Below are 23,959 nucleotides of genomic sequence, written 5' to 3' on the forward strand. Positions count from 1 at the left end.
CGTGTGTCGAGATAGCCATCGGCAAGCGGAGCGCGCGGACGTGCAGGATGGAAGCCCGGAGGCCAAGACGTAGGTTTCGCCAAGGCTTGGTTCACGACAGCCTATCCCCGTAGGGGCACGCGCAAGAAGGAGTGGTGGGAGAGAGTAGTTGCGGCGTTTGTGATCCTCCGCGTCTAGCCTAGGATCGAGATTTTCCATACGGTTGAGCAAAACAGCTAGGCCATAACGGGCGTCGAGCTCCGACCTGTACTACGGGATGACCAGGCTCAGCAGTAGAATTAGTCCTCGCCAGCACTTCCGGAGGCTTTGAGATCTCTAAGATACTTCTCCATCATGGCGACTTCCCGCAGTAGCTCAGGATTATCATTGATCTCAGGATGTCTGGAGACACGCTCTATTGATCCCTCCATCTTCGCGATAAGCTCAGATTTTTGAGTGGGCGTCCTGTCCTGTGACCTTGAGACGGCCTGAGCGTATGCCTCATCGAAGTAATGTTTCAGTGACATGGGATCACGGTGCCCAGTGAGCTTGGCGACCTTGGCTAAAATTCTTCTCTGCACAGCCTCTTGCCACAAGTCTTTTTGCGCCACTGCCCTACCTAGCTCTAGCCTTATCTCATACGCTATCTGGGTCGTGATGAACCTATGTCTGAACATCGATAGGCAGACCTGTACGTTCCGAAGGCCTGCATGCTCACAAACCCTGCGAAAGTCGCGGGCTAACGATCGTGTTTCAATGGACTCCCCATTTTGTCCAAGAAGAAATGCCCCGCTAGACGTCGCTTCCCGGTTGAAATGCTGCAGGAATGCTTCTCTATCCTGAAGGTACGTAGACACATCAATTGCGTCTTCTAGGCTCAATGGGAACTCTCGGATCGGTGGAGAAGATTCCCGAGTTTTCAACGTAGGGATAAACAAACGACGTTTTTCGATAGGATTTAGGTTCAAATCCAGTGGGATGGTATTGAGCTCATCTGGTCGTAGCCCAGTCAACTTAGTCAGTTTCACAGTTATCAGCCTTCGGCTGTAAAGATATAAAGATCTCGCAATAGCGTCTTGTTTTACCTTGTTGGCTTGAGACGATGGGGCAGTGGTCGAGTGATATCTCAACGAGTCGATCGTGTCGAGGAGCTTCCCGATAAAGTCATCAGGCATCGGTTTTTTGTCGCCCACAGGCGGGCGTTTGGTGGGTATGGCGGGATGATGGAGGACAGGCTGGCCTCGGCTTCCCGTCCTCCACTCGATCGTGACTTGGGCTCCGGTGCCCAAGACACCTATCAACTTTGGCTGAGAGGCTAGGCGAAGGTTCATCTGATACCAGATGAGAAAATCTAGCGCCCGTCTAATGGTATACCCAATGTGGTTTGGATTTCGTTTGTCCGAAAGCGCCGCATTTTTCAGTTTCTTCACTTGCCCAAGATCTTTTGCAAAATCACATAGAAACTTGTCATCTATCTCAAGCAACTGCGTGGAGTGCTGGAAGCAGTAGCGTATCAAATGCGTCATGTGTATGGCGAAGGTTGTTGCGGATTCTCCAGTTGATTTAAAAGTTATAAGTTGCAGCCATAAGTTTATTGGCGTACAAGGAACCCCGTTTGGCCAGTACATGTAGACCTGATTCGCGAGCGTTCGTTTGGATAACTTTGCCGGAGCATTATATTTCGGTCGGCGCACGCTCCAAGGCATCTCAAACGTCATGCCAGAATTGTAAAGTTGAAAATTAGTCATCTGTTTTACCTCCCTGAATTATGCTCCATTTCTTATGGGGCGCGGGGTCGAACGAAGTAATGTCCTCAAATTTCTGGCTGGACTCGTACAGGTAGTTACTGATTTGCTGCTTTACTGCATCGGGTAGGACAGTCTCGGCTTCAAGCATACCTTTAAGGAATCTGAACATCTCTAAATATGCAATTGAAGTAAGTTGTGCTTGATTGAGCGCCGCATTGATCTGAAGTTTCTCGCTTGGTTTTAAAACATTCTTAGCTGCGGGTTTAGCCTTTGAATAGGTCTCATGAATCATTTTGCGTAGGTATATAATTTGATCCCATTGAGTGCTTTCATCAAATGAGACGCCAGGTATCGCATTGCGTAAGCAGCTGGTCTTCAGAGTGTTATAGCTGACTCGCCCAAACATTCCAGAGATTTCTAGCTCGCAGAATGTTCTCATGTCGGATAGTTTTTTTTGGTCGCTTTCTGAAATAGCGATTTCCCCAGCTAGTACGCCTTTAAGCCACACGAACCGGTTGTTTATGTTATCAATTGTTGAAGTTCTCATCCTGTGCTTCTCCGTACTTCAAAGCAAATTCAGTATCGATAATCTCGTTCGAGTATGTAGTCAGTCTTATAGTGTAGACTGAAATTAGCAACTGCTTGTTGACAAGGAGTGTTCGTAGAAATTGATGGAATTCGTAACTGTTTTTTGACTTCAGTGAGGAGATGCGTAATGAGGTTAGTGTGTGCTTATAAAGAGCCGCCACGCCTTTGGCCTCGCGTCCAGAAACGAACCCGAGTTCAAATTTAATCAGCTTATCCTCAATGCATTCAATACCGTATTTCATGACCTCTTCTTCAGGGACGTCACCACTAAGGTAATCGAACAAGTATTCCTTTTTTGAATGCCCCGCTTGCATTCTCAAGGCATCGTCTGAGGATATGTGCTCGTGACTGTGCATAGATAAAATGAAGAATTTTCGCATCTCATGCACTTTGATATACCAGCGGCGGCCTTGATTATCGACAGGTATTTCGATGATGTCACAGAATAGTCGAATAGCAGCATCAATACGAACAGACGTGGTCTTACCCGTCGGACGCCTGAAGCCCTTCGCTGATGGAAAGTAGAATAAATCGTTCGAGTGGGGAGTCGTGTCGCCGTAGATGAGCTTCAGCCGGCTGCCCAGTGAGCCAAGCAGTTGAATCGCTCTCGAAGCAACGTAGGGAATTGGGAGGCGGATATTGGGAGGAATCGGCAGGTGCGTTTTCAAAACCGGATGAGTGAGGAACGCGCCGCCACCATCTGTCTGGTAGCTCAGAGAATCTCGTGTGATTTGAGATAGCTCCTCTATACGTATAGGCTTCGTAAACCCAATCACTAGGGCGCATGAAGCAATAAGGCACTCCAATGCGACCATGAAACTCATATTTCCAAAAGAGCTATCTTTATACGACCTCCCTATAAGTTTCTTGATCCCTAACGCTTCTGTGAGTGCCGCCGAAGTTAGGTCTTCGAAACCTGCGGTATTGTATTCGGGTATAACATTTTCGAAAAGTCGCTGCTTTTCCTCAGTCATGTAGCGCTCAGTCACACGCTGGATAAATTCCTCGTTGTTGAACCCGCTGACCAGTTCTACCGTAGCATCAACAATCGCACTACCATAGACCATAACCCACTCTATGCTTTTATCGAGCGCATGCATGCCTATGGAGTAGGGGATTTTGCGGGTGTGCCCGTTCGCTTTGGAGTCTGATTTGTTCAGCTGCCCATTCACGTTCAGTACGAAGCTAGGCATGCTGTCTGGCAGCAAATCGTGGCCTGCTGAAAGCGACTTGAGGCATATGAGAAATTGCTTCAAGCTTTTCTGAGCGACCTTCTCATGGTCAGGTTCGTATGCTGTAGGCGTTCTGTGTGAGTTGTACTTGGCCTTGCGAGTCTTCGCCTCGGTCAAAATCGGCCCCTGTAGCGATATCTCGAACTGTCGCAGGAACGACCTTATGGACATATGTAGAAATGCAGACGGGTGAGTCCCTAAAGCGTTGGCAAGGTAGACTCTGGAGACCAGACCTTCTGAATTGGGCTCACTGCTGTCGTTGCTGATATATAGCCGGTGCATCTTGAGGTATACAATAATCTTGCCGATTTGACGGCCGGATAGCATGCCGCCTTCATAAGGCTCGCCAATTAACGCGCAACAGTGATCGCATAATCGATCCTTAAACTGCAGAACTGATGCCCAGCCGCCATTGCTATAATCATCGCAAAGCACTCTGCATGCATTTTCATCAAGTAGCTTGAACCCCATTGTCTGAGGTCTGTACTGGTCATTGTTCAGAACCAACCAGCTCGCGATGTTGAAATAAGCATGTACATGCTTCAGCCAAACGGCATAGTTGAGGCGCTTGTTCAAATACCCCTGCCGCAGATTAAAAGACTGTTTCTGTATGCACTCAAGCAAAAATATGTTTTCAGGGTCTGTAAGCGATGTCAAATTTGCCAACGGTTGTGCAAAGTTGATAGTTTCCACTTTTTTATCATCGCATAGCACCTTCCATTGGTGCGACCCAATTCCTCCATCGATCAGCCAGCTGGACTTGAAATCTAGCGAGCCAGTCAAACTTTGACGGGCTTGATCAATCAGGGACGCGTAAAGAGCCCGCGAAGCGTCCTGTTTTGAATGATTGATAGCCATGATAGCTTCCTACGCTGCTAGCACTTCGGCTGAAGATATTTTACTAGACAATTTTGCTTTGATCTGCAGCGCTTCCAAGTAGGTAACTTGAAATTTAGGCAAGGAAAAACCGGTGATACTTTGTAAAGCAGGACTAAGCTTCGTCTCTTCAATACTAGCTTCATAAGCTGCATGCAAAAGACGGGATAGAGTGACTATGGAGTCAGCCGAAAGACCAGATATGAGGTCGTCGCACCACTCTTCAGTTGATAACGGTGACGAATGCATTTCTGCGAACATAAAGATAGCTGCAAAAACATTAGCATCTAGCTTCAGCATCATTTTGTGAAGCAGAAGTGGTTCGATGACGAACTCAGCAGCATCCTCTGTGAGCTGGGTAGCATAACGCCGCAGGCTGATCGAGATGGGATCTCTACCCTCAGCGGCGTGAGCAGCGTTGATCACAAACTTAAACAGATCTTCCTTGTTGAGGAAATCAGAAGCTGCGACCGCCCAGGGCTTGGTTTGGGTGGCCAGAACAACGAGTTTGGTTTGAAAGATCCTCAGTATCCGTACATTCCACCTGCGTTTAAGCCATGACGGCACGTAGTGTGACTTCACGACGGCAATGGAATTGCCTAGCGTGTTTGCAACTGATTGGTATGTGCCTTCTTTAAGAAAGGCGATCATTCCTTGGGCGCCCCGGATACGCTTCAACCCGAAGCTTTTTTTAGAGACCCCGGCAGCTACCAATTCGGCTTCGAGGGCGTCGAACAAACTGATGCCCAACTCCCCAGCAAAAGCTGAGCCGATGGCGGTGCTCATGCCGACCCACTTAAAGGTCGAAGTAAGAAAGAGCTTTCTGTAGTTTGGATCGCCCTTTGACATGAGTTTCCATCGGGATTTCAGCGTGGCTCGAACCACTTGGGCATAGACTTTTGCGCTGCGCGGCGATAACGCAGAAACCTTCCGGCCACGAGCCCGTGGTTTGCTAACGCTCCACATCATGCACCCTAATTCGCTATTGAAGTGATGGAACGGTTTGTCGTCAGCGGACAAGTAGTCGGCTTCCCTCAGAGCAGTGGGTGTAAATTTTGGATTGTCCGCTATGATTATCGCCGCTGCAGCTGCGCAGTCTCTAGCGGAGATATGGCCTAATAATCGATTCAGCGTTTCGTTTACCCGGGTCAATGGAGCGCCATTCTCACCCGCAACGGCTTTGATTCGATCAGTCATTCGGGCCAGAAGATTCGGGTTGTTACAAATCTGTCTGAAGAATGGAATTTCAGTCATCAGTTCATAAGAGATGAACTCAAGCTCGTGCGATTCCTGGAAACAGTAATCAGTGACTGCTAGGAACCAAGCTAGCCCCTCAGGACTGTCCGGGTGTGCAAGGTGTACGCCGCTTTCCTGGAAGACTCCCGAGCCCAAGACATCTAACAGCTTGTCCTTTGATATAGACTCGATTAGACCCGCTCCGATTGCTTGGCAGTCTACAACCTTGTCCCAATAACCTTGGCATGCGGAAATAATCCCCTCCGATCTCCGCACTAGCTGGCTCTGTAGATTGGACAAGAATTCATCAGCGGGTGTGTTTAGGTCTTTGTCAATTAGGAAAGTCTTTGGCCAGAATTCGTTGGCGCTTCCCATTGTCGAAAAAGTCTCCTGAACTGAATCGAGGATGTCTTCGCTGCCAAGTTCGTCTAGATGATTGAGTTTGCGAATGCGAGGGATATCTATGTTGTAAGGAACGATCTGCTTCTGCTTCAGCCGTTCGTAAAAGTCATGCGCATGCCTCCACTGAGCTTGCATGCTAACCCTCTCTTTATCACCAGTTCCGCTGAGCTTTTCTGGGTGGGACAGATGAAAAATAAAATGTTCGTGAATAAATATCTTCCAATCTGAATGGCCTGGCGCCGGAAAGTCAGACTTGTTTTGCGTAGCAAAGCGCACGACATGCTTGAAAATCGTAAAAAAATGAGTGGCGGTAAAACGTGTACCTCTCTGGCACATCTCCATCGTATGTTCACAAATCAGCATCAACCGTTCGAGCGTCATGAACGGAGGCCTAGGGCAGGAGGTTTCCCTGAAGCCTTTCTTGTTGAGCCACGTCGCACGAAACAGTATCTGGGTCGAGGTAATTTCGAATGTATACACGTCGTAATCCTCCTGAACAGTATTTGGATGCTAGCTGCAGCTTTAGCGGTGTCAAATCGCTGGTGTCAAATAAACCAATGGTTTTTACTAACTACTTGATAAGATTGGGGAAAATATTTTGATGTCAATCTTGCAGTCCACAAAACCAACGGAGTTCATGATCAATCCATAACGGGTGGCAAGAAAGCGCGCACCTTATCCCAGATGTTCAGAGGCGCACACGAAGAGATCATGCCCGAAGCGCTATATAGGAATGTTCCTACAGAAATAAGCGTATGTGCGTACGTGGATACACGCAGCGGTCATGAATGTTTAATACGTAACAGCATTTACCATCAATCGATATGCATTTAAGTGCGCGCGTTTATTGCGAATCGGAATAACCCTACATAATCCCGAAACTTTGCCTACCTGCTTAAAGATGTCGGTTCAACGATATCAACGGCGCTTTGGCAATAGGCGCTGGGCAGCGGTCTGTATTCTTGCCCGATATATCCAAAAAAGGCTGCCATGCAGGCAACCTTAAGCGGGTGCGGACAGCAGGCTGATCAGCTCGAGGGTGTTAAGCGGCTTACTCAGGCACCCCAGCAGTGGCAGGCCCAGCGCCCTGGCCTCGGACTCAAGGTTCGCCAGCGGATCCGCGTCCAGGCCGCTGAGCAGCACGGCGCGCTGGACCAACCCGCGCTGGTTCGCCGTCTGAATCAGCTCCAGGCCACACATGCCTGGCAGACGCTGGTCACAGAGCAGCAGGTCATAGGGCTCGGCGCTGCGCTCCATGGCGCCGAGTGCTTCGCTGGCATTGAGCGCTGGCGTGACACGGTACAGGCCGTGGTTGTTCAGCAGAATCTGCAAGGCAATCAACTGAAACGGATGATCCTCAACCAACAGGATTCGGAAATCTTTCGTGAACATCGGCGGTTCCAGACGTAGGGGAAATGAGCGCCGCCGTTTGAAGGCGGGCCGGCGGCGCGCTCGCAGGGCGGGCGGTGTCTCCGGGAGGTAATGGGTCGGGTTGTCCCAAGGCTCGGAATGGCGCGGATTATTCGGCAGCGATGTATGACCAGCGATAAGGGCATTCCGACGGTTGCGTAGGAAATGTCCGAAGTTGCTGTTGGGTTGCCTGAAGCCTCAACGAGAAAAGCCCGAATACCGGTACGTATTCGGGCTTTGGCAAGCGTCCTAGGAAGGGCGCCACGGCTGGCGGGCAGCCCTAGGCGGGATTGGAGTGGCCGGTCATCTCACGGGCCATTTCGCTGGCGTAGCTGTCGGTCATGCCGGCAATGAAGTCGATGACCCTGAGAAAGGACGTGTGCAACGGCCAGCTCGGGTCGGGCGCGTTATTGCCCAGCAGATCGAGAATGCGCCGGCCCTTGAACGACGGCTCATGCCCGCCGAACTGTTCCAGCGCCGCGCCGCAGAAGGCGTTCAGCAAGATTTCCAGCGTGGTGTAGGCGCCGATTTCGTGCAGCGTCTTGCGCTTGTCCTGGAAGATCTTCTTGCGCGCCATGTCCTTGGCGTTGAGCACGCAGCGCTTGGCCGGCCCGTGCATGTGTTCGACCAGATCACCCTGCAGCGTGCCGGCCAGCAGTGCGTCCTGCTGTTCGACGAACGCGCGGGCGGCGGCGTTGGTCAGGTGCTCGATGGCCTTGCCGCGCAGAATCGCCAGCTTGCGACGACGGGAGTCATTGGGGCCCAACTGGCGGTAGGTTTCCGGCAGGTCATCGCCCACCAGGCCCAGCAACAGCGACTCCACTTCGTCGTAGGTGAGCAACTCCATTTCCAGGCCGTCTTCGAGATCGATCAGCGCGTAGCAGATGTCGTCGGCGGCCTCCATCAGGTACACCAGCGGATGCCGGGCCCAGCGTTGATCCTCGATCTGCGGCAGACCGAGCTTGCCGGCGATTTGCTCGAGGATCGGCAGCTCGCTCTGGTAGCAGCCGAATTTGTGTTTCTTGTAGCCCAGCGAGTCGGCGTGACGCGCCGTCCACGGGTATTTCAGGTAGGTGCCGAGGGTCGCGTAGGTCAGCCGCGTGCCGCCCTCGAACTGGTGGTACTCCAGCTGAGTCAACACGCGGAAGCCTTGGGCATTGCCTTCGAAATTGAGAAAGTCATTGCGCTCGACTTCGCTCATCGCGTCGAGCCAGCCGCGGCCGGCGGCCTGTTTGAACCAGTTGCGAATGGCGTCTTCACCGGAGTGGCCGAACGGCGGGTTACCGATGTCGTGGGCCAGACAGGCCGATTGCACGACCATGCCCAGATCGCTGGGGTCACACCAGTCGGGCAGGGCGCTGCGCAGGGTTTCGCCGACGCGCATGCCCAGCGAGCGGCCGACGCAGCTGACCTCCAGCGAATGGGTCAGGCGCGTGTGAATGTGGTCGTTGCTGGTGACCGGGTGAACCTGGGTCTTGCGGCCAAGACGGCGAAAGGCGCCGGAGAAAATGATGCGGTCGTGATCCTTGTGGAACGGACTGCGGCCCAGTTCCTCAGGGCTGTGCAGGGTTTTGCCAAGGCGCTCGCGGGTGAGCAGGGTTTGCCAATCCAAGGCCGGTACTCCGTCGGGTGATTACCGCGCTAGCTTCCCGGTTCGCCCCGCACGCTGCAAGCACAAGATCGCCGATGCGGGGTCAAAAAGCGTCATCAAAACCCTGCTGCGTCGACATCGATCAGCAACAGCCGCTCGCCGTTGTCGAAGAATTGTCCGGCCGTCAGGCAATACTGATTGCTGGTGGCGTCCCGGTAGGTACTCGACAGTGTCAGGCGCCGCTCGTGCCAGCCCTCGGCCAGCAGGTGATAGAAATAGGGACGCCACGACCAGTTATGGCCCAGATACCGGGCGTCCGCGGCCCACGCGCCGTTGCGCCATTCCAGATTCGGCGTGAGCTGCGTGCCATGGCGGTCGCACTGGTAAAAGCGCAGCAGCCACGGAAAGTCAGTGACCTGGGGCAAATCACTCAGCGGCGCGTTGCCCTCGGCCCAGCTCTGCAGGCGGGACATCAACTGCGTGAGTTGGCGGCGCAGGGTCATCAGCCGTTCGCGCTCACCGACTTTCTTCATCACGTAACGATCACGCAGGGCGGCGAAGCGGTCGACAAATGCATTGGCATTAAAGAAATCCAGCTGCGCCGGGGCGAACAGATAGCCCTGGACGTAGCGCGAGCCGCATTCGAGGGCGAAGTCCAGCTCGGCTTCGGTCTCGACCCCTTCGGCGATGATCCAGCACCCGGTTTTCTCCGCCATCTGCGCGAGGGCCTTGACCACATCGCTGCTCGGGCCGCCCCGCGCTGCGGCCTGAAACAGGCGCATGTCGAGCTTGAGGATGTCGGGCTGCAACGCCAGTACCCGGTCCAGCTGCGAATAGCCGGCGCCGAAATCATCGATGGCAATGCGCGCGCCGGCGTCGCGGTAGCGGGCGACCACCTCGTTCAGGCGCTGGCCATCGCCGCTCAATTCGGTGATTTCGAAAACGATCCGTTCCGCGGGAATGCCGTAGGTCTGCAGCTGCTTCAGGCTGGGCGGCGATTCGTCGGCGCGCAGGCGGCTGATCCAGCGCGGGGAGATGTTCAGGCTCAGGAACCAGTCGCTCGGCGCATCGTGAAAGCGGCTCAAGGCATTGTCGCGAACCTGACGGTCCAGCCGACGCAATTGCACCGCCGGGCGCCGTGGGTCCGTGAACAGCGCGCCGACCGATTGCAGGCTGCCGTCTGCCTGGCGCAGACGGCCCAGGGCTTCTACGCCGGCGATGCGCCCGGTCGCGGTGTCGATGAACGGCTGGAAACAGGCGAGCGGTTGCCCATCGAACACGGGGCCTCCTTAGCGGCGGTTGATTGGAGTGGTGTTGGCGACGGATTGGCTGAGTGTTCTCGTCTGACAAGCACCGTCACCTCACCCGATACGCGTATCGGGCAAGGCGGGGTTGCTTAGCAAGAATGCAGCCAGAAGGCTTTTAGCGACGGCGGGACGAGTTCTGCAGTGCCATCTTAATCAATGGCAACACGGTTGCGCTGAACTTGATCAGGCGGGTGACACTGCCGGTCTTTTTGCTGCGCGTGCCCTTGCCGGTGAGGAACCCGAGCAGGGTGACGGCACCGACGCCCCACAGCGGCCCATGCTTGATGCCGAGGGAGCCGGGGAGGTCGGAGGCCATGCCGCGCATGCGTTGCAAAGGGTGCATCAATCGCGAGGATTCCTGACGGATCTCCTGACGGTGCATTTCCATGCGCAGGCGGATCAGCGCCTTGCGCAGCTCGCGACGGTTATGGGTCTGGGGCAATTGAGGTGCACTCATGGCATCAGTCGCTCGCGGTCGTTGGCCAGTTCTTCCAGGGTCGAATGGAAGGGTGAAGACTCATCGAACACAGCCGCCTTAAGCCGCATGGCGCAGAACAATGCCGCCAGGGTGTACAGCCCGCACAGGCCGACGATCCCGTAAAGGCGATAGCTGTCCCAGACGAGAACCAGCAACAGCGCGGACAGGCCGATGAGCAGCAGCAACGCGAAAACCAGCGCCAGGCCTGCGAACAGCAACAGCCTGACCGTACGGGCTTTCTGTTCCTGAAGCTCGATGCCGAAGAGCTCGACATGGGTGTGCAGCAGCCCTAGAAAGGCCGCACCCAGCCGTCGTGGCGAAGAGGATTGATCGGTCCCGGTTGGACCTGTCGGCTGCGTCATGGCCGTTAGCGCCGGGTGGCCAGCAGGCCCAGCAGAAAGCCGACGCCAGCTGCGATGCCTACCGATTGCCATGGATTGTTCTGAACATAGTCCTCAGTGACGATGACCGCTTCCTTGCCGCGTGCGCGCAGGGTTTCTTCGGTCAGCTTGAGGGTCTCGCGTGCACGGAGCAGGCTTTCGCGAATCTGCTCACGCAGTTCGTCAGCCTGTTCACCGGCCAGGGAGGCCGTGTGCGCCAGCAGTTTTTCCGTATCGGCAACCAGCGTCTGGAAGTCAGACATCAATATGTCCTGGGCTTTTTCTGCTGTAGGTCGAGCCATGGTTTTCTCCTTAGGGGATGACGATATGGGGTTTCGAGTATGGCGCATTCCTGAAGGTTCATTCCAATCGCGTGAACAGCACTGCCGTTTCGGCCAAGGCGTTTTCTGCGCCGTTCCGGTGCGCCCGCCGAGGGTTGCGCGCCAGTGTGGGCAGGCGCGTGGAGGGAGGTCTGGGCGCATGGGCAGGCTCGACGGTGTTTCCGGGGAGTTCTAGACTGACTCATCCAAACCCTTGCAATCGCAGCCACAGAGGGGCCGAGCCATGCCACCGGAATGTCAGCTATTTGGAACGTTGGGGTGTCATCTGTGCGAGGTGGCCGAAGCGGAACTGATGCCGCTGGTTGAGCACGGCTTGATGGTGGAGCTGGTCGACATTGCCGACAGCGAGGCGGACCACGAAACCTACAGCCTGCGAATTCCCGTGCTGAGGCGGGCGGACACCGGTGCCGAACTGGACTGGCCGTTCGACACCGATCAGGTCGTGCTGTTTCTGAGCGACTGACGCCCACGCGATCAGGGCACAGGACCGCGCGTTATCGCTGGCTTCAGAAATGTCGCGTATCAGAGGTATTGCGTGTCGACCACCATGGCTTGAGCGACAGCGGCTTTCTGCTCGTCGGTCATGCCGTCCCAGACGTGGACTTTGGCGTAGTAGCCAAGGCCGGCGACGATGTACAGGCTCAGGGTGAGCACGATGAACACCGACATGAACGTCCAGCGACCCACGTCGTGGTCTTCGTTGGAAAAGGACTGGGAGTAGTTGTCATCGTTCTGCGATGACGTACCGGTGGAGAGACGTTTGATCCATTGGAAGAATTGAACCAGCATGGGCGTAACCTCAAAAGTTGCGAAAAGAAATCTGTGGTGGCAGCACGTCGTGCAGTGACGCCCGACGCGCGATACAAACGCTGAAAACGAAAAAAGCCCGTCGATGACGGGCTTTCTTTTTATGGGTTCAGGTCTGGCAGGCGTTTTCGATTTCAGTCACGTGGGTGTTCGTGTCCGCTCGGATTCGCGCCTGCGTGCCGATTTCGAAATATTTTAGGACAAATCAATTTGCGCATCCAGCACCGCACTGTGGTTGTCAGACAACTGGCGCCGGTTTTCCGTGCGACATAACGTCGCGCGCCGCTGTGGGGCTCGGAGTAGAGCCCTCCCGCGAAACCGTCATTTGCCCTGTCGCGTAAAGCGTCGCCGGCATTGATAATGCCGACCCTGTCGCCCTCGTTATTTCAGCCTGAGTCATTTATGTCCGCACCTGTGTTCACCGCCGCCCACCGTCAAGCCAGCACGTTGTATCTGCCGCCCGGACCCTGGTTGACGGTGCTCGACTGCCTGTGCGAGCGCTTCAGTGCCATCAGCCGCGAGCAGTGGCTCGACCGGATCGCGCGGGGCAAGGTGCTGGACGCTGACGGCCGGCCGATCGCCGTGGACCTTGCGTACCGCGAAGGCCTGCGCATCCATTACTTTCGCGAGGTGCCCAACGAGACGCCGATCCCGGTGCACGAGTCGATTCTGTACGCCGACGAGCATCTGGTGGTCGCCGACAAGCCACATTTCCTGCCCGTCACCCCCGCCGGCGAGTACGTCGAGCAGACCCTGCTGCGGCGACTGATCCGTACCCTCGACAATCCTGATCTGGTGCCTTTGCATCGCATTGACCGGCACACGGCGGGGTTGGTGCTGTTCTCGGCCAACAGGCAGACGCGCTCGGCGTATCAGGCGCTGTTTCCAACCCGGCAGATTGAAAAGCGCTACGAGGCGATTGCCCCTGCGCTCCCGGACATGGCATTTCCTCGCGTGCACAAAAGCCGTCTGGTCGATGGCGAACCGTTCTTTCGCATGCAAGAGGGCGACGGGCCGAGCAACACCGAGACGCGCGTGGAAGTCAGCGAGAAAAATGGCGGGCTCTGGCGGTACGCGCTTTATCCGGTGACCGGCAAAAAACATCAACTGCGCGTGCACATGGCGGCCCTGGGTGCCGGCATCTGCAACGACCCGTTCTATCCCGACGTGCTCAAGGATGCCGTGGACGACTACGCCCACCCGCTGAAGCTCCTCGCCCAGGGCTTGCGCTTTGTTGACCCGGTGACCGGGCAGGAGCGGGTGTTCGAAAGCCGGATCACCCTGGACTGGTGAGGCACGGGTTTTTCGCCGTCCCACCCCTATCCGCCAGACAAAAAAAGACCCGCTCGATTGGCGGGTCTTTTGCTTTCAGCGGCGGGCTATTAACCCCTCGCGATCAAGCCGGGATCACAGTTCTTTAACGGTACGAACCTGATCTTTGTTGATGCGGGTTTCTTTACCGTCCAGCTGCTTGAACTCATAGAAGCCCGAATCTTCGTCGTACTTCGGCTCGTCGGTTGCCTGGATTTCACGGCCGTCGTTCAGCGTGATCACGGTTGGCGAAGAGCAACCGGCCAGGGAGGCGAGGCTCAGTGCAAGCAGGAAGGCGGCAGGAAGAGTCCGTTGTTTCATTGCTGTGTCTCCGGGGTATTTTGTTTAGTGATGTGTCTGACGCAGAGTGTAACGGCAAAGTTCCATGAAACCTGCCCGCTGCGCTCAGTGCGTGATCTCGGTCAATAGATCCGGCGTGTTGAGGTTGGCCAGACGCGGGTCGTCGGCTTCGCACTGCAAGGCAACGGCGTGCAACTCTGCCAGGGTCCGGCGTGGGCTGCGCTGGCCCTGTCGCCAATGCTGCTCGAACACGTTCGCGTGTTGGCAGGGGATGCAGCATAACAGCGGCTCCCACTGCTCGCCCTGGCGGACCATCACCGGCACGCCGGGGTTATCGGCTGCGGTCTGGCGCAGGCCCTCGAGAAGCGCGCGATCCAGCAGCGGCATGTCACAGGGGATGACCAACAGGTAGTCATGTTTTGCCACGGCAAGGCCGGCGCGAATGCCCGCGTAAGGGCCGGGAAAGTCCTGTTGCTCGTCCTCCACCAGTTGGTCGGCGTAGCGCGCGTAGTGCTCGCGGTTGCGGTTGCACGACACGATCACATCGTCCGTGAGGGGGCGCACCAGATCGTGCAAATGTTCGATAAAAGGCTTGTCGCGCCAGGCGATCAGGCCTTTGTCTCGTCCGCCCATGCGGCGACCCTGGCCGCCGGCGAGCAGCAGGATAGAGCAGGGCGGGAGGGCATCGGAAGGGGTCATGTTCAGCTCGGTTGGCGCGGAAAAAAACAGGTGCTGTGATATAACACCGCCCTGTTTCCTCTACAACCGGACCTCGCCATGAAAGCCAAGGCAGACTCGCCTTTCGTACCCCTGAACATTGCTGTTCTGACGGTCAGTGACACCCGTACTTTTGAAACCGATACCTCCGGCCAGATGTTCGTCGATCGCCTGACCACCGCTGGTCACGGCCTGATCGAGCGCGTGCTGCTCAAGGATGACCTGTACAAGATCCGCGCCCAGGTGGCGACCTGGATCGCCGATGATGAAGTGCAAGTCGTGCTGATCACCGGCGGCACCGGGTTCACCGGCCGCGACAGCACCCCGGAAGCCGTGGCCTGCCTGCTGGACAAGCAAGTGGACGGTTTCGGCGAGCTGTTCCGCCAGATTTCCCTGCCCGACATCGGCACTTCGACCATCCAGTCCCGCGCCCTTGCCGGGCTGGCCAACGGCACGCTGGTCTGCTGCCTGCCGGGCTCTACCAATGCTGTGCGCACGGGCTGGGACGGCATTCTCGCCGACCAGTTGAACAACAGCTTCCGCCCGTGCAATTTCGTGCCGCATCTGAAAAAGGCCGAACCCTGCGCGACCCGCGGGTGAGCCTTATGAGCGCACCTGAAAAGAGTCGCCTGATGCCGGTCGAAGAGGCCATGCAGCGATTGATGGACCTCGCCGCCGCCGCGCCGATCACCGAGCGTGAAAGCGTGGCACTGGCCGATGCCCTGGGACGCGTGCTGGCCGAGGATCTGGTCTCGACGCTGGATTTGCCGCCCTGGCCCAACAGCGCCATGGACGGTTACGCCATGCGGGTCGCGGACTGGACCGGCGAGCCGTTGCCGGTGAGCCAGCGGATCTTCGCCGGGCACGCGCCCGAGCCACTGCAACCCGGGACCTGTGCGCGGATCTTCACCGGCGCTCCGGTTCCTGAAGGGGCTGATTGCGTCGAGATGCAGGAGAACGCCGAAGTCCAGGCGGATGAGACGGTGCGCTTTCTCGAACCCTTGAGCGCCGGTCAGAACATTCGCCCCAAAGGGCAGGAGACCACGGTCGGCGACATGGTGCTGGATGCCGGCACCGTCATGAACCCGATTGAACTGGGCCTGGCCGCGAGCATGGGTTTCGGCCACGTGCAGGTCATACGCCGCGCTCGGGTCGCTGTGCTGTCCACGGGCGATGAGTTGATCGAGCCGGGGCAGCCTTTGGGACCAGGGCAGATCTACAACAGCAATCGCGTGCTGCTGTGCAGCTGGCTGACGCGGCTGGGCTGCGAGGTGGTCGACGCGGGCATCCTTCCCGATAACCTCGAGAAAACCCGCGCGGCGCTGGGCAGCCTGAACAACGTCGACCTGATCCTCTCCACGGGCGGCGTGTCCGTCGGCGAAGCTGATTTCCTTGGCCACGCGCTGCGTGAAGAAGGCGAGATCGCCCTGTGGAAACTGGCCATCAAACCCGGCAAGCCGCTGACCTTCGGCCACTTCCGTGGGGTGCCGGTGATCGGCCTTCCGGGCAATCCCGCCTCGACGCTGGTGACTTTCGCGCTGCTTGCCCGTCCTTACCTGCTCAGACGCTTGGGCGTGCAGGCCGTCAAGCCGCTGCAGTTTCAGGTGCAGGCTGCATTCACCTGGACCAAACCGGGCAACCGGCGCGAGTACCTGCGCGGACGCCTCGAACAGGGCCGGCTGGTTGCCTACCGCAATCAGAGTTCGGGTGTGCTGCGCAGCGCCGCCTGGGCCGACGGGCTGATCGAGATTGTGGAAGGCACAACGGTGGCGGAGGGTGACTTGCTCAACTTCATTCCGCTGAGCGAAGTCATGGGCTGAAGAGGTGAGCCTTCTTCAGAAGGCTCACCCGTGGAGCTACTGTTTTTTAGCCTTCAACGCAGGCTGCGCATCACTCGCTTCCTCGTCCATCCGGTCGGACTCAAACAGCTCGGACAGTTCAGTCCGGGCTTCCAGCGCGCTTTGCATGACCTTCGCGGCATCGTCGTAGATCAGGTGCTGGCGATTCAGCACTTGTTCGTCGTGACGCTTGAATCGATCAATCCGCGCAGCCGCCTGGGCTTCACTCAGGCCCAGCCCGATCAGGGTGCGGCGGGTCATCTCCAGGCTTGAATAGAACGTCTCCCGCACCGCCTCGGCGTCCAGATCCAGCAGGCGGTGAACGTGCTGACGGTTACGGGCCCGGGCAATGATCTTCATGTGTGGATACAACCTGCGCACCAGTTCGGCGGTCTTGATGTTGGTGTCCGGGTCGTCGGTGGCGATGACGAAGTATTCGGCCTGATCCACTTTCGCGGCGCGGAGGATTTCCGGGCGCAGGGGGTCGCCGTAGAACACCGGTACATTACCGAAACTGCGGGTGAACTCGATGGTTTCCACCGACGTGTCCAGCGCGATGAACGGGATATTCTGGGCGCGCAGGATACGCGCAACGATCTGCCCCATCCGGCCCATGCCGGCGATGACCACACGCGGGTTGTCGGATTCGATTTCCTTGTACTCGGGCGGTACTTCTTTGACCACCGGCTTAGGTTTCAGCCAGCGCGACATCACCAGCAGCAACAGCGGCGTCAGCGCCATCGACAGGGTGATCGTCAGCACCAGCGTGTCGTACAGCGCGGCATCGAACAGGCCCTGATCGCGGCCGATCTTGAACACCACGAAAGCGAACTCACCGCCCGCGGCCAGGACCAGCCCGAGGCGCAGCGCGCTTTGCTTGCCCAGGCCGCCCGCCAGACGACCGACGAAAAACAGCAGCGGCAATTTCAGGCCGATCAGCAGCAGCGTCAGGCCCAGCACGGTGAACGGCGAATTGATCAGCAGGCCGATGTTGGCGCCCATGCCGACGCTGATGAAGAACAGTCCCAGCAACAGACCCTTGAACGGCTCGATCTGCGCTTCCAGCTCATGGCGGTATTCGGAATCAGCCAGCAGCAGGCCAGCAAGAAACGCCCCCAGCGCCATGGACACGCCCACCAGATCCATCAGCCACGCCGTGCCGATCACCACCAGCAACGCGGTCGCGGTGGAGACTTCCTGCAGTTTGGTTTTGGCGACGATGCGGAACACCGGACGCAACAGGTAACGACCGCCGACCACGACAATGGCGATACCGCCGAGCACTTGCAGGCCGTGACGCAGGGAATCGCCGGAACCGGCATCGTGTGAACCGCCCGCCAGCATCGGTACCAGCGCAATCAGCGGGATGGCCGCGATGTCCTGGAACAGCAGAATGGCGAAGGCCAGGCGACCGTGGGGCGCATTGAGCTCCTTGCGTTCGGCCAGGCTCTGCAAGCCAAAGGCGGTCGACGACAGCGCCAGCCCCAGGCCGAGCACCACGGCGCTGTTGAGCGGCTGATTGAAGCCCAGCAAGGCGACCGCGCCAATGACCACCCCCGTGAGCAGCACCTGTGCCATGCCGACACCGAATACCGATTTGCGCATGGTCCACAGGCGTCGCGGCGACAACTCCAGGCCGATGATGAACAACAGCAGCACCACGCCAAGCTCGGAGATGTGGGCGACGCTTTGCGGATCGCCGATCAGGGCGAGGCAAGACGGGCCGATGATCACACCCGCGATCAGGTAGCCAATCACGGCGCCCAGTTGCAGGCGTTTGGCCAGAGGAACCGTGAGAACGGCGGCGAGCAGGAACACGACTGCGGCCTGCAACAGGCTGCCTTCATGGGGCATTGGGAACTCCTTGTTGAATGAGTGCGGAGGGAGAATTCTGCGTCGTTGGCAGACCCGTCCTACCGCCCTTAAACGCTTAAGCGACTGAAAGTACGCGTATTAAACCACGTGAAAGTGACGGGCATCAGCGGCCGAGACGCTTCGTCGCAGCCTCGACGCCGCCCTGATGCGGGCGTGTCAGCATCGATGCGAGCAGGTACCATGTCCGCATATGTGTACTGCGCCCCACATCTCGACCGGTTTTCAGGAATCCCGCAATGACCAACAAACAGCGTCTGATTTACTCAATCATCATCGCCCTCAGCGTTCTGGCCATCATGCTTGGCCTTTCCCATCTGCAGAACACCGGCGTGCTCAGCGAAAAGACCTTTCAATACATCGCGATCTTTGTCGCCGTCGTCGTGGTGGTGCTCAACGGCGTGCTGCGGCGCAAGGTCAAGCGCTGATCGGATCTGATCGGTGCCTCGCTGACGCGGCCTTCATGGCGGCATTTATCCGGCAGCATCAAGCGGTTACAAAACCCCGGATGAACTATTTTTCGGGTCAGGAACTCCAAAAAATCGCATTCAAAAAGCCCGCAAAGGGAAATGGAGTTCAATCATGATCAAGAAACTTACCGCTGCCGTTCTCGCCACCGCTGCCCTGACCACTGCACAGTTCGCCTTGGCGGACAAGCCGGGCGCTGGCTGGATCACCATCGAAAAAGCGATCGAAAAAGCCAAGTCGGCAGGCTACACAGAGATCTACAGCATCGAAGCCGACGACAAAGGCTACTGGGAAGGCGAAGGCCGCAAAGCGGACAGCCTGACGTACGAATTCCGCATCGACGGCACCTCCGGTAATGTCCTGCGCGATCAGAAAGACTGATCGACTCTGCGCCTGAGCGCGTGTGGGAGCCCCCGGGCTTCCACATCCATCCTCACTGAATCTGTTGCCACTTCTTCGCTTTAACCCCTCTTAGCTTTACTCCCCCTCGCATATCCGACAACCTTGCACTTCCCCATTTACGTCAGCAGGAAGCGATGCATGAGTGTCCGGATCGAATTCAAGTCCAACCCCTCCGAAGAAGAACGCCTGCAGATCCTCGAGCCACTGAGGACCTATAACGCTGCCATGGCGGGCGACGGCAAATCCGAGAAATTTGCCCTGTTTGTCCGCGACGAACAGACCGATGCCGTGCTCGGTGGTCTGCATGGCCGAATCCTCTACAGCTGGCTGTTCATTGAACTGCTCGTGGTGCCTGAACAGGCGAGGGGCCAGCGCATGGGCAGCCAGTTGATGGCGATGGCCGAGGACCTCGCCCGCGAACGGGGCTGCGTCGGCGTGTGGCTCGACACCTTCGATTTCCAGGCACCCGAGTTCTATCGCAAGCGCGGCTATGAGCAGTTTGGCCAGTTGGATGATTATCCGCCCGGGCACCAGCGGCTGTTCTTCCAGAAGCGCTTGCAGGCGGAGTAATCAGCGCTGTGCAGCGCGCGGCGGTTTACGCGAACCGCTTGGGGCTGTAAGGCGCCGGATCGGTAAACGGCGTGGCGCCGGTCATCATTTCCGCCAGCAGTCGGCCTGTGACCGGGCCGAGGGTCAGACCATGGTGGGCGTGCCTGAAGTTGAACCACAGCCCTTTGTGGGAAGCCGCCGGCCCGATGACCGGGCGCATGTCCGGCAAACACGGCCGGCGACCCAGCCTGGGTTCATCGTCCAGCCGCTCGCCTAACGGATAGAGCCTTGGGGCGATGGCTTCGCAGCGGCGCAGCTGGATCTCGTTGATGGGCGCGTCTGGTGCGGCGAACTCGACGCCGGTGGTGAGGCGAATCCCGCGCGCCATGGGCGTCAGCACACAATGCCGGCGCCGAGGACGACGGTGTGGCAATTCACGATCTGGCTATCAGCGGTCAGCGAATCCATCGAGCGGTCCTCGTTCGGTTGAGGTCAGGGCGGCCATTGCGCGAGGCACGCAGTTTACCCGCTTGTGGCCGCGCAGTACTCTGCAGAACGAGCGTCTCCAGGCGCCTGCCTTCTCTGTTTCGCTTCCACGTCCAATAATCACAACGGAGCTTCAGATGCCTTCAACCCACGACAGCCAGACCACCCGGACGATTTCCTTTGCCGATCTGACCGAGCTGCTGCGCCAGATCTTCGTGCGCCATGGCACCTCGCCCGAGGTGGCGCACGTGCTGGCCGCCAACTGCGCGGCCGCCGAGCGCGATGGCTCCCACAGCCATGGCGTCTTCCGCATCAAGGGATATCTGTCGTCGCTGGCAGCGGGTTGGGTCGACGGCCGGGCGGAGCCGAAGGTCGAGGACGTCGGCGCAGCGTTTGTGCGCGTTGATGCCATGGGCGGCTTTGCCCAGCCGGCGATGCAGGCGGCCAAGGCTTTGGTCATGGACAAGGCGCGAAGCGCAGGGATTGCCATTCTGGCCATTCGTAACTCTCATCACTTTGCCGCGCTGTGGCCGGACGTCGAGCCGTTCGCCCAGGAGGGGCTGGTGGCGTTGAGCGTGGTCAACAGCATGACCTGTGTCGTGCCCCACGATGGGCAAAAGCCTTTGTTTGGCACCAATCCTATTGCCTTCGCCGCGCCCCGCGCCGACGGTCAGCCCATCGTTTTCGATATGGCCACCAGTGCCATCGCCCATGGTGACGTGCAGATTGCCGCCAGAGAGGGACGCATGCTCCCGCCCGGGATGGGCGTCGATCGCAATGGCCAGCCGACCGAAGACCCGAAAGCTATTCTCGACGGCGGCGCCTTGCTTCCCTTCGGCGGTTACAAGGGATCGGCGCTGTCGATGATGGTGGAGCTGTTGTCCGCCGCGCTCACCGGCGGCCATTTCTCCTTCGAGTTTGATATGTCGAAGTCTCCCGGGGCGCAAACCCCCTGGACCGGTCAGGTGATCATCGTTATCGATCCGGACAAGGGCGGCGGTCAGGCATTTGCCGAGCGCAGCGAAGAGCTGGTCAGGCAGATGCACGGCGTTGGTCAGCAGCGGATGCCGGGTGATCGCCGCTATCGCCAACGGGAGCGTTCGTTGAAAGATGGAATTGTGTTGCCCGCAGAAGATCTTGATCGGCTGGAAGCGCTCGCCCGGGTTTAAGCGACCGGTTACGATCCAGTGCCTGAGAAGGTGGGGAAGTCGGTTCGGACGTCCACACTGCCGGGGGTTATCCGAGTGACCATTCGTCGCGACAGGACTTGCGTTCGAGGGGCGTTGAAAATACTGTATGTTTAAACAGTATCGAGAAGAAGAGAGCAGCCATGCAAACCAATCAAGCCAATACCCTTCAGGACTTCACCGCCCAGAAAAACGAATCGTCGTTCAGCAGCGTATGGGGCAACGAGATGCAGCGTGAGGATTTTCTAGCCCTGGCATCCGGACTTCGCCAGTTCAGCGCCAATCAGGCCGACCTTGCGTTTGTGCCAGCCAGCAGTGGCTTCGCATCGGGATATGCCACGGGCAATGCCAGCGGCTACGCGGCTGAACAGGCGCAGCTCGCAGGGGAGTGATGTAAGGGGTTGCTCCCGGCAAGACGACAGGGGCTGATTCAGGGTTTGAATCGCACCAGGACCGGGACGGGTATTTGACCGGACACCGTTTCATCCGCGTCAGGCTGGCGCATTTTACCAGTGCGAATCACCGCCAGGGCAATCAATGTGCCTACGGCGGACAGCGCCAACCAACCCAGTAAGAAAGAAATCATTGTCTGGTTCTCCGAACTACAGAAATCGGGCGGCCATTCGAAAAGAATAGCGGTACATCAGAACCTATCGGCCACGAAGGGGATTCCTTGAGCCGTCAATTCGGAAGATTGACCAAATGAGCCCAAGGGCGCAACTCCCTCGGACCAATGGGGTCTTGCTCTTTGAACATAGTCAACTTCAGGACCCTCGTTTATGAAAGATCTCGGCTCACGTCTGAAAGAAGAACGCAAACGGCTCGGGCTGTCGCAACAGGACTTCGGCTCCATCGGAGGGGTAGAGGCCAACGCACAAGGTAAATACGAGAGCGGTGAACGCATCCCACGCTCGGATTACCTCGCGGCCCTGGGCAAAAAAGGCATCGACGTCATGTACGTGCTGTCGGGCGAGCGGACCCCCATCGCCACCGACACACTGAACGAAGCGGAGCGGGCGGTCATTACTCATTACCGGGCGCTCAGCGAAGACGACCGCGAGGCGATTTCGCAGCTGGCCACGTCGCTCTCCGAGTGCGCGACTGAGTTTTCCGGCTCTGCGTAAAAGGTCGTGCTCTGCATAGGGTCGCGTTCTGCGTAGCAGATGACCAAGGCCGGTTGCGATGAAATATATGGAACGTATATGCTCCGTATATTCTTCGAGAGGTCGCTATGGGACTGGTCAAAATTTCCGAACAGATGCACGCCAACATTCGTTGCGCCAGCGCGGCCTTGAGTCGCTCGATCAATGCTCAGGCCGAGCACTGGATGCGGGTAGGCATGCTCGCCGAGCTGCACCCCGGTCTGAATTACAGCGAGATCTGCCAATTGCTGATTCGCGCTGAAACGTCCGGCGGCGCCGTGTTGAGCCTTCAGGCCAGCGACCTTGTACCGGATCTGGCACCGGCCAGGGCGGTGTCCCAGTGAGCATCAGCATCAAGACCGAAGCCGACCTGGTCGGGCTACGTGTGGCGGGGCGTCTGGCGGCAGACGTACTGGCGATGATCGCAGAGCACGTCAAGCCGGGCATCAGCACTCAAGCGCTGGATGACATCTGTAACGCGTACATCGTCAACGAGCTGAAAGTGATCCCCGCCAACGTCGGCTATCACGGGTTCACCAAAACCACCTGCATCTCGCCCAACACGGTCGTCTGCCACGGTATTCCGTCGGCGGAAGATGTGCTCAAAGACGGCGACATCGTCAACATCGACGTCGCCGTCATCAAAGATGGCTGGCACGGCGATACCAGCCGTATGTACTACGTCGGCGAGGTCAGCCCGCTCGCCCGCCGTCTGGTCGAAACCACCTACGAAGCCACGCTGGCGGGGATAAACGCGGTGAAGCCCGGCGCGACATTGGGCGACATTGGCAACGCCATCCAGACTGTGGCCTACCGTGAAGGCTTCAGCGTGGTGCGCGAATACTGCGGACATGGCATCGGTCGCAAGTACCACGAAGAACCTCAAGTGTTGCACTACGGCGCGGCGGGCAAGGGGCTGAAACTCAAGACCGGCATGGTCTTCACCATTGAGCCCATGATCAATGCCGGCAAGCCGGGCACCTACGTGCTGGAGGATGGCTGGACCGTGCTCACCCGCGACCAGTCGTTGTCGGCGCAGTGGGAACACATGGTGGCGGTGACCGAGACGGGGTTCGAGCTGCTGACCCCTTGGCCAGATGGCACCGGTGACTACCCGGCGGTCTGAGCGCAGGCGTTAAGCCAGAGGCTGGGGAGAGGGCTGGACGCATGAAGTCACAATACGGGGCGTGACGAAAACGAGACTCAGCTTGTAGGCTCCTTCTCGTTCCCCTGTGGTGCTGCGTCCTGACAGGCTTACGATGTCCAGTGCAGGCAGCACCAGGGGAGAACACCACTTTATCGATTACCTGAA

At 57.7% G+C, this 23,959-nt stretch carries 27 protein-coding genes; 12 read left to right on the forward strand and 15 right to left on the reverse strand.

Annotated elements, in window-relative coordinates:
- Positions 1 to 278: 278 nt before the first annotated feature.
- The 10 genes from SLW75_RS09415 to SLW75_RS09460 form a co-directional block, all read right to left on the reverse strand.
- Complete coding sequence (locus tag SLW75_RS09415; RefSeq protein WP_410934290.1) at positions 279 to 1,727, reverse strand: hypothetical protein; 1,449 nt, start codon at positions 1,725 to 1,727, stop codon at positions 279 to 281.
- A complete protein-coding gene (locus tag SLW75_RS09420; protein ID WP_240886938.1) occupies positions 1,720 to 2,274 on the reverse strand; it encodes a hypothetical protein in 555 nt (184 codons plus the stop codon). The genes SLW75_RS09415 and SLW75_RS09420 overlap by 8 nt, the downstream gene beginning before the upstream one ends.
- The gene (locus SLW75_RS09425) at positions 2,255 to 4,405 is read right to left on the reverse strand and encodes a hypothetical protein (RefSeq protein ID WP_410934291.1); all 2,151 of its coding nucleotides are present in this window, start codon (positions 4,403 to 4,405) and stop codon (positions 2,255 to 2,257) included. The genes SLW75_RS09420 and SLW75_RS09425 overlap by 20 nt, the downstream gene beginning before the upstream one ends.
- A 9-nt stretch (positions 4,406 to 4,414) precedes the next feature.
- Positions 4,415 to 6,541, reverse strand: coding sequence for a hypothetical protein (locus tag SLW75_RS09430; protein WP_410934292.1), 2,127 nt, complete (start codon positions 6,539 to 6,541; stop codon positions 4,415 to 4,417).
- Between the two features lie 522 nt (positions 6,542 to 7,063).
- A complete protein-coding gene (locus SLW75_RS09435) occupies positions 7,064 to 7,453 on the reverse strand; it encodes a response regulator (protein ID WP_065991487.1) in 390 nt (129 codons plus the stop codon).
- A gap of 298 nt (positions 7,454 to 7,751) precedes the next feature.
- Positions 7,752 to 9,083 (reverse strand): deoxyguanosinetriphosphate triphosphohydrolase, encoded by a 1,332-nt coding sequence (locus tag SLW75_RS09440; protein ID WP_410934293.1) that lies wholly within the window; start codon positions 9,081 to 9,083, stop codon positions 7,752 to 7,754.
- A 95-nt stretch (positions 9,084 to 9,178) separates the two neighbouring features.
- Positions 9,179 to 10,342, reverse strand: coding sequence for an EAL domain-containing protein (locus tag SLW75_RS09445; protein ID WP_410934294.1), 1,164 nt, complete (start codon positions 10,340 to 10,342; stop codon positions 9,179 to 9,181).
- A gap of 142 nt (positions 10,343 to 10,484) precedes the next feature.
- Positions 10,485 to 10,826: a hypothetical protein gene (locus tag SLW75_RS09450; RefSeq protein ID WP_065991490.1), complete on the reverse strand. Its 342-nt coding sequence runs from the start codon at positions 10,824 to 10,826 to the stop codon at positions 10,485 to 10,487.
- Positions 10,823 to 11,209, reverse strand: coding sequence for a phage holin family protein (locus SLW75_RS09455; protein WP_065991491.1), 387 nt, complete (start codon positions 11,207 to 11,209; stop codon positions 10,823 to 10,825). Before SLW75_RS09455 ends, SLW75_RS09450 begins: the two co-directional genes overlap by 4 nt.
- Before the next feature lie 5 nt (positions 11,210 to 11,214).
- Positions 11,215 to 11,529 (reverse strand): YqjD family protein, encoded by a 315-nt coding sequence (locus SLW75_RS09460; RefSeq protein WP_065991492.1) that lies wholly within the window; start codon positions 11,527 to 11,529, stop codon positions 11,215 to 11,217.
- A gap of 262 nt (positions 11,530 to 11,791) precedes the next feature.
- Here SLW75_RS09460 and SLW75_RS09465 point away from each other — a divergent pair, with 262 nt between their 5' ends.
- Positions 11,792 to 12,031 (forward strand): glutaredoxin family protein, encoded by a 240-nt coding sequence (locus SLW75_RS09465; RefSeq protein ID WP_410934295.1) that lies wholly within the window; start codon positions 11,792 to 11,794, stop codon positions 12,029 to 12,031.
- A gap of 59 nt (positions 12,032 to 12,090) precedes the next feature.
- Here SLW75_RS09465 and SLW75_RS09470 read toward each other — a convergent pair whose 3' ends face one another.
- The gene (locus SLW75_RS09470) at positions 12,091 to 12,357 is read right to left on the reverse strand and encodes a hypothetical protein (RefSeq protein WP_065991494.1); all 267 of its coding nucleotides are present in this window, start codon (positions 12,355 to 12,357) and stop codon (positions 12,091 to 12,093) included.
- Between the two features lie 420 nt (positions 12,358 to 12,777).
- Between SLW75_RS09470 and SLW75_RS09475 the strand changes: the two genes are divergently transcribed.
- A complete protein-coding gene (locus tag SLW75_RS09475; protein ID WP_410934296.1) occupies positions 12,778 to 13,668 on the forward strand; it encodes an RluA family pseudouridine synthase in 891 nt (296 codons plus the stop codon).
- Between the two features lie 114 nt (positions 13,669 to 13,782).
- Here the strand turns inward: SLW75_RS09475 and SLW75_RS09480 are convergent, their stop codons facing one another.
- Complete coding sequence (locus SLW75_RS09480; RefSeq protein ID WP_065991497.1) at positions 13,783 to 14,007, reverse strand: YgdI/YgdR family lipoprotein; 225 nt, start codon at positions 14,005 to 14,007, stop codon at positions 13,783 to 13,785.
- A gap of 84 nt (positions 14,008 to 14,091) precedes the next feature.
- Positions 14,092 to 14,685 carry a molybdenum cofactor guanylyltransferase MobA gene (mobA, locus tag SLW75_RS09485; RefSeq protein ID WP_410934297.1) on the reverse strand — a complete coding sequence of 198 codons (594 nt, stop codon included), beginning with the start codon at positions 14,683 to 14,685 and terminating at the stop codon, positions 14,092 to 14,094.
- 78 nt (positions 14,686 to 14,763) lie between these two features.
- Between mobA and moaB the strand changes: the two genes are divergently transcribed.
- Positions 14,764 to 15,303, forward strand: coding sequence for a molybdenum cofactor biosynthesis protein B (moaB, locus tag SLW75_RS09490; protein ID WP_065991499.1), 540 nt, complete (start codon positions 14,764 to 14,766; stop codon positions 15,301 to 15,303).
- A 5-nt stretch (positions 15,304 to 15,308) separates the two neighbouring features.
- A complete protein-coding gene (glp, locus tag SLW75_RS09495) occupies positions 15,309 to 16,523 on the forward strand; it encodes a gephyrin-like molybdotransferase Glp (protein WP_410934298.1) in 1,215 nt (404 codons plus the stop codon).
- A gap of 36 nt (positions 16,524 to 16,559) precedes the next feature.
- Here the strand turns inward: glp and SLW75_RS09500 are convergent, their stop codons facing one another.
- A complete protein-coding gene (locus SLW75_RS09500) occupies positions 16,560 to 18,395 on the reverse strand; it encodes a monovalent cation:proton antiporter-2 (CPA2) family protein (protein ID WP_410934299.1) in 1,836 nt (611 codons plus the stop codon).
- A gap of 257 nt (positions 18,396 to 18,652) precedes the next feature.
- Here SLW75_RS09500 and SLW75_RS09505 point away from each other — a divergent pair, with 257 nt between their 5' ends.
- The 3 genes from SLW75_RS09505 (at position 18,653) to SLW75_RS09515 (ending at position 19,853) form a co-directional block, all read left to right on the forward strand.
- Complete coding sequence (locus tag SLW75_RS09505) at positions 18,653 to 18,841, forward strand: hypothetical protein (protein WP_065991502.1); 189 nt, start codon at positions 18,653 to 18,655, stop codon at positions 18,839 to 18,841.
- A gap of 154 nt (positions 18,842 to 18,995) precedes the next feature.
- Positions 18,996 to 19,262, forward strand: coding sequence for a PepSY domain-containing protein (locus SLW75_RS09510; protein ID WP_065991503.1), 267 nt, complete (start codon positions 18,996 to 18,998; stop codon positions 19,260 to 19,262).
- A gap of 159 nt (positions 19,263 to 19,421) precedes the next feature.
- Positions 19,422 to 19,853, forward strand: a complete 432-nt coding sequence (locus tag SLW75_RS09515) for a GNAT family N-acetyltransferase (protein WP_410934300.1) — start codon at positions 19,422 to 19,424, stop codon at positions 19,851 to 19,853.
- Between the two features lie 25 nt (positions 19,854 to 19,878).
- Here SLW75_RS09515 and SLW75_RS09520 read toward each other — a convergent pair whose 3' ends face one another.
- Positions 19,879 to 20,265, reverse strand: a complete 387-nt coding sequence (locus SLW75_RS09520) for an NAD(P)/FAD-dependent oxidoreductase (protein WP_410934301.1) — start codon at positions 20,263 to 20,265, stop codon at positions 19,879 to 19,881.
- Positions 20,266 to 20,455: 190 nt separating this feature from the next.
- Between SLW75_RS09520 and SLW75_RS09525 the strand changes: the two genes are divergently transcribed.
- The 5 genes from SLW75_RS09525 (at position 20,456) to map (ending at position 23,773) form a co-directional block, all read left to right on the forward strand.
- Positions 20,456 to 21,487 (forward strand): Ldh family oxidoreductase, encoded by a 1,032-nt coding sequence (locus SLW75_RS09525; protein ID WP_410929176.1) that lies wholly within the window; start codon positions 20,456 to 20,458, stop codon positions 21,485 to 21,487.
- Positions 21,488 to 21,648: 161 nt separating this feature from the next.
- Entirely contained in the window at positions 21,649 to 21,897 is a 249-nt protein-coding gene (locus SLW75_RS09530) for a hypothetical protein (RefSeq protein ID WP_410934302.1), read from the forward strand.
- Between the two features lie 387 nt (positions 21,898 to 22,284).
- Positions 22,285 to 22,629: a helix-turn-helix domain-containing protein gene (locus tag SLW75_RS09535; protein ID WP_065991508.1), complete on the forward strand. Its 345-nt coding sequence runs from the start codon at positions 22,285 to 22,287 to the stop codon at positions 22,627 to 22,629.
- Between the two features lie 107 nt (positions 22,630 to 22,736).
- Positions 22,737 to 22,991, forward strand: a complete 255-nt coding sequence (locus SLW75_RS09540; protein WP_065991509.1) for a ParD-like family protein — start codon at positions 22,737 to 22,739, stop codon at positions 22,989 to 22,991.
- Positions 22,988 to 23,773 (forward strand): type I methionyl aminopeptidase, encoded by a 786-nt coding sequence (map, locus tag SLW75_RS09545; RefSeq protein WP_410934303.1) that lies wholly within the window; start codon positions 22,988 to 22,990, stop codon positions 23,771 to 23,773. Before SLW75_RS09540 ends, map begins: the two co-directional genes overlap by 4 nt.
- Positions 23,774 to 23,959: the final 186 nt, after the last annotated feature.

Source organism: Pseudomonas sp. W5-01, from assembly GCF_046540435.1.
Lineage (GTDB): Bacteria > Pseudomonadota > Gammaproteobacteria > Pseudomonadales > Pseudomonadaceae > Aquipseudomonas > Aquipseudomonas graminis_B.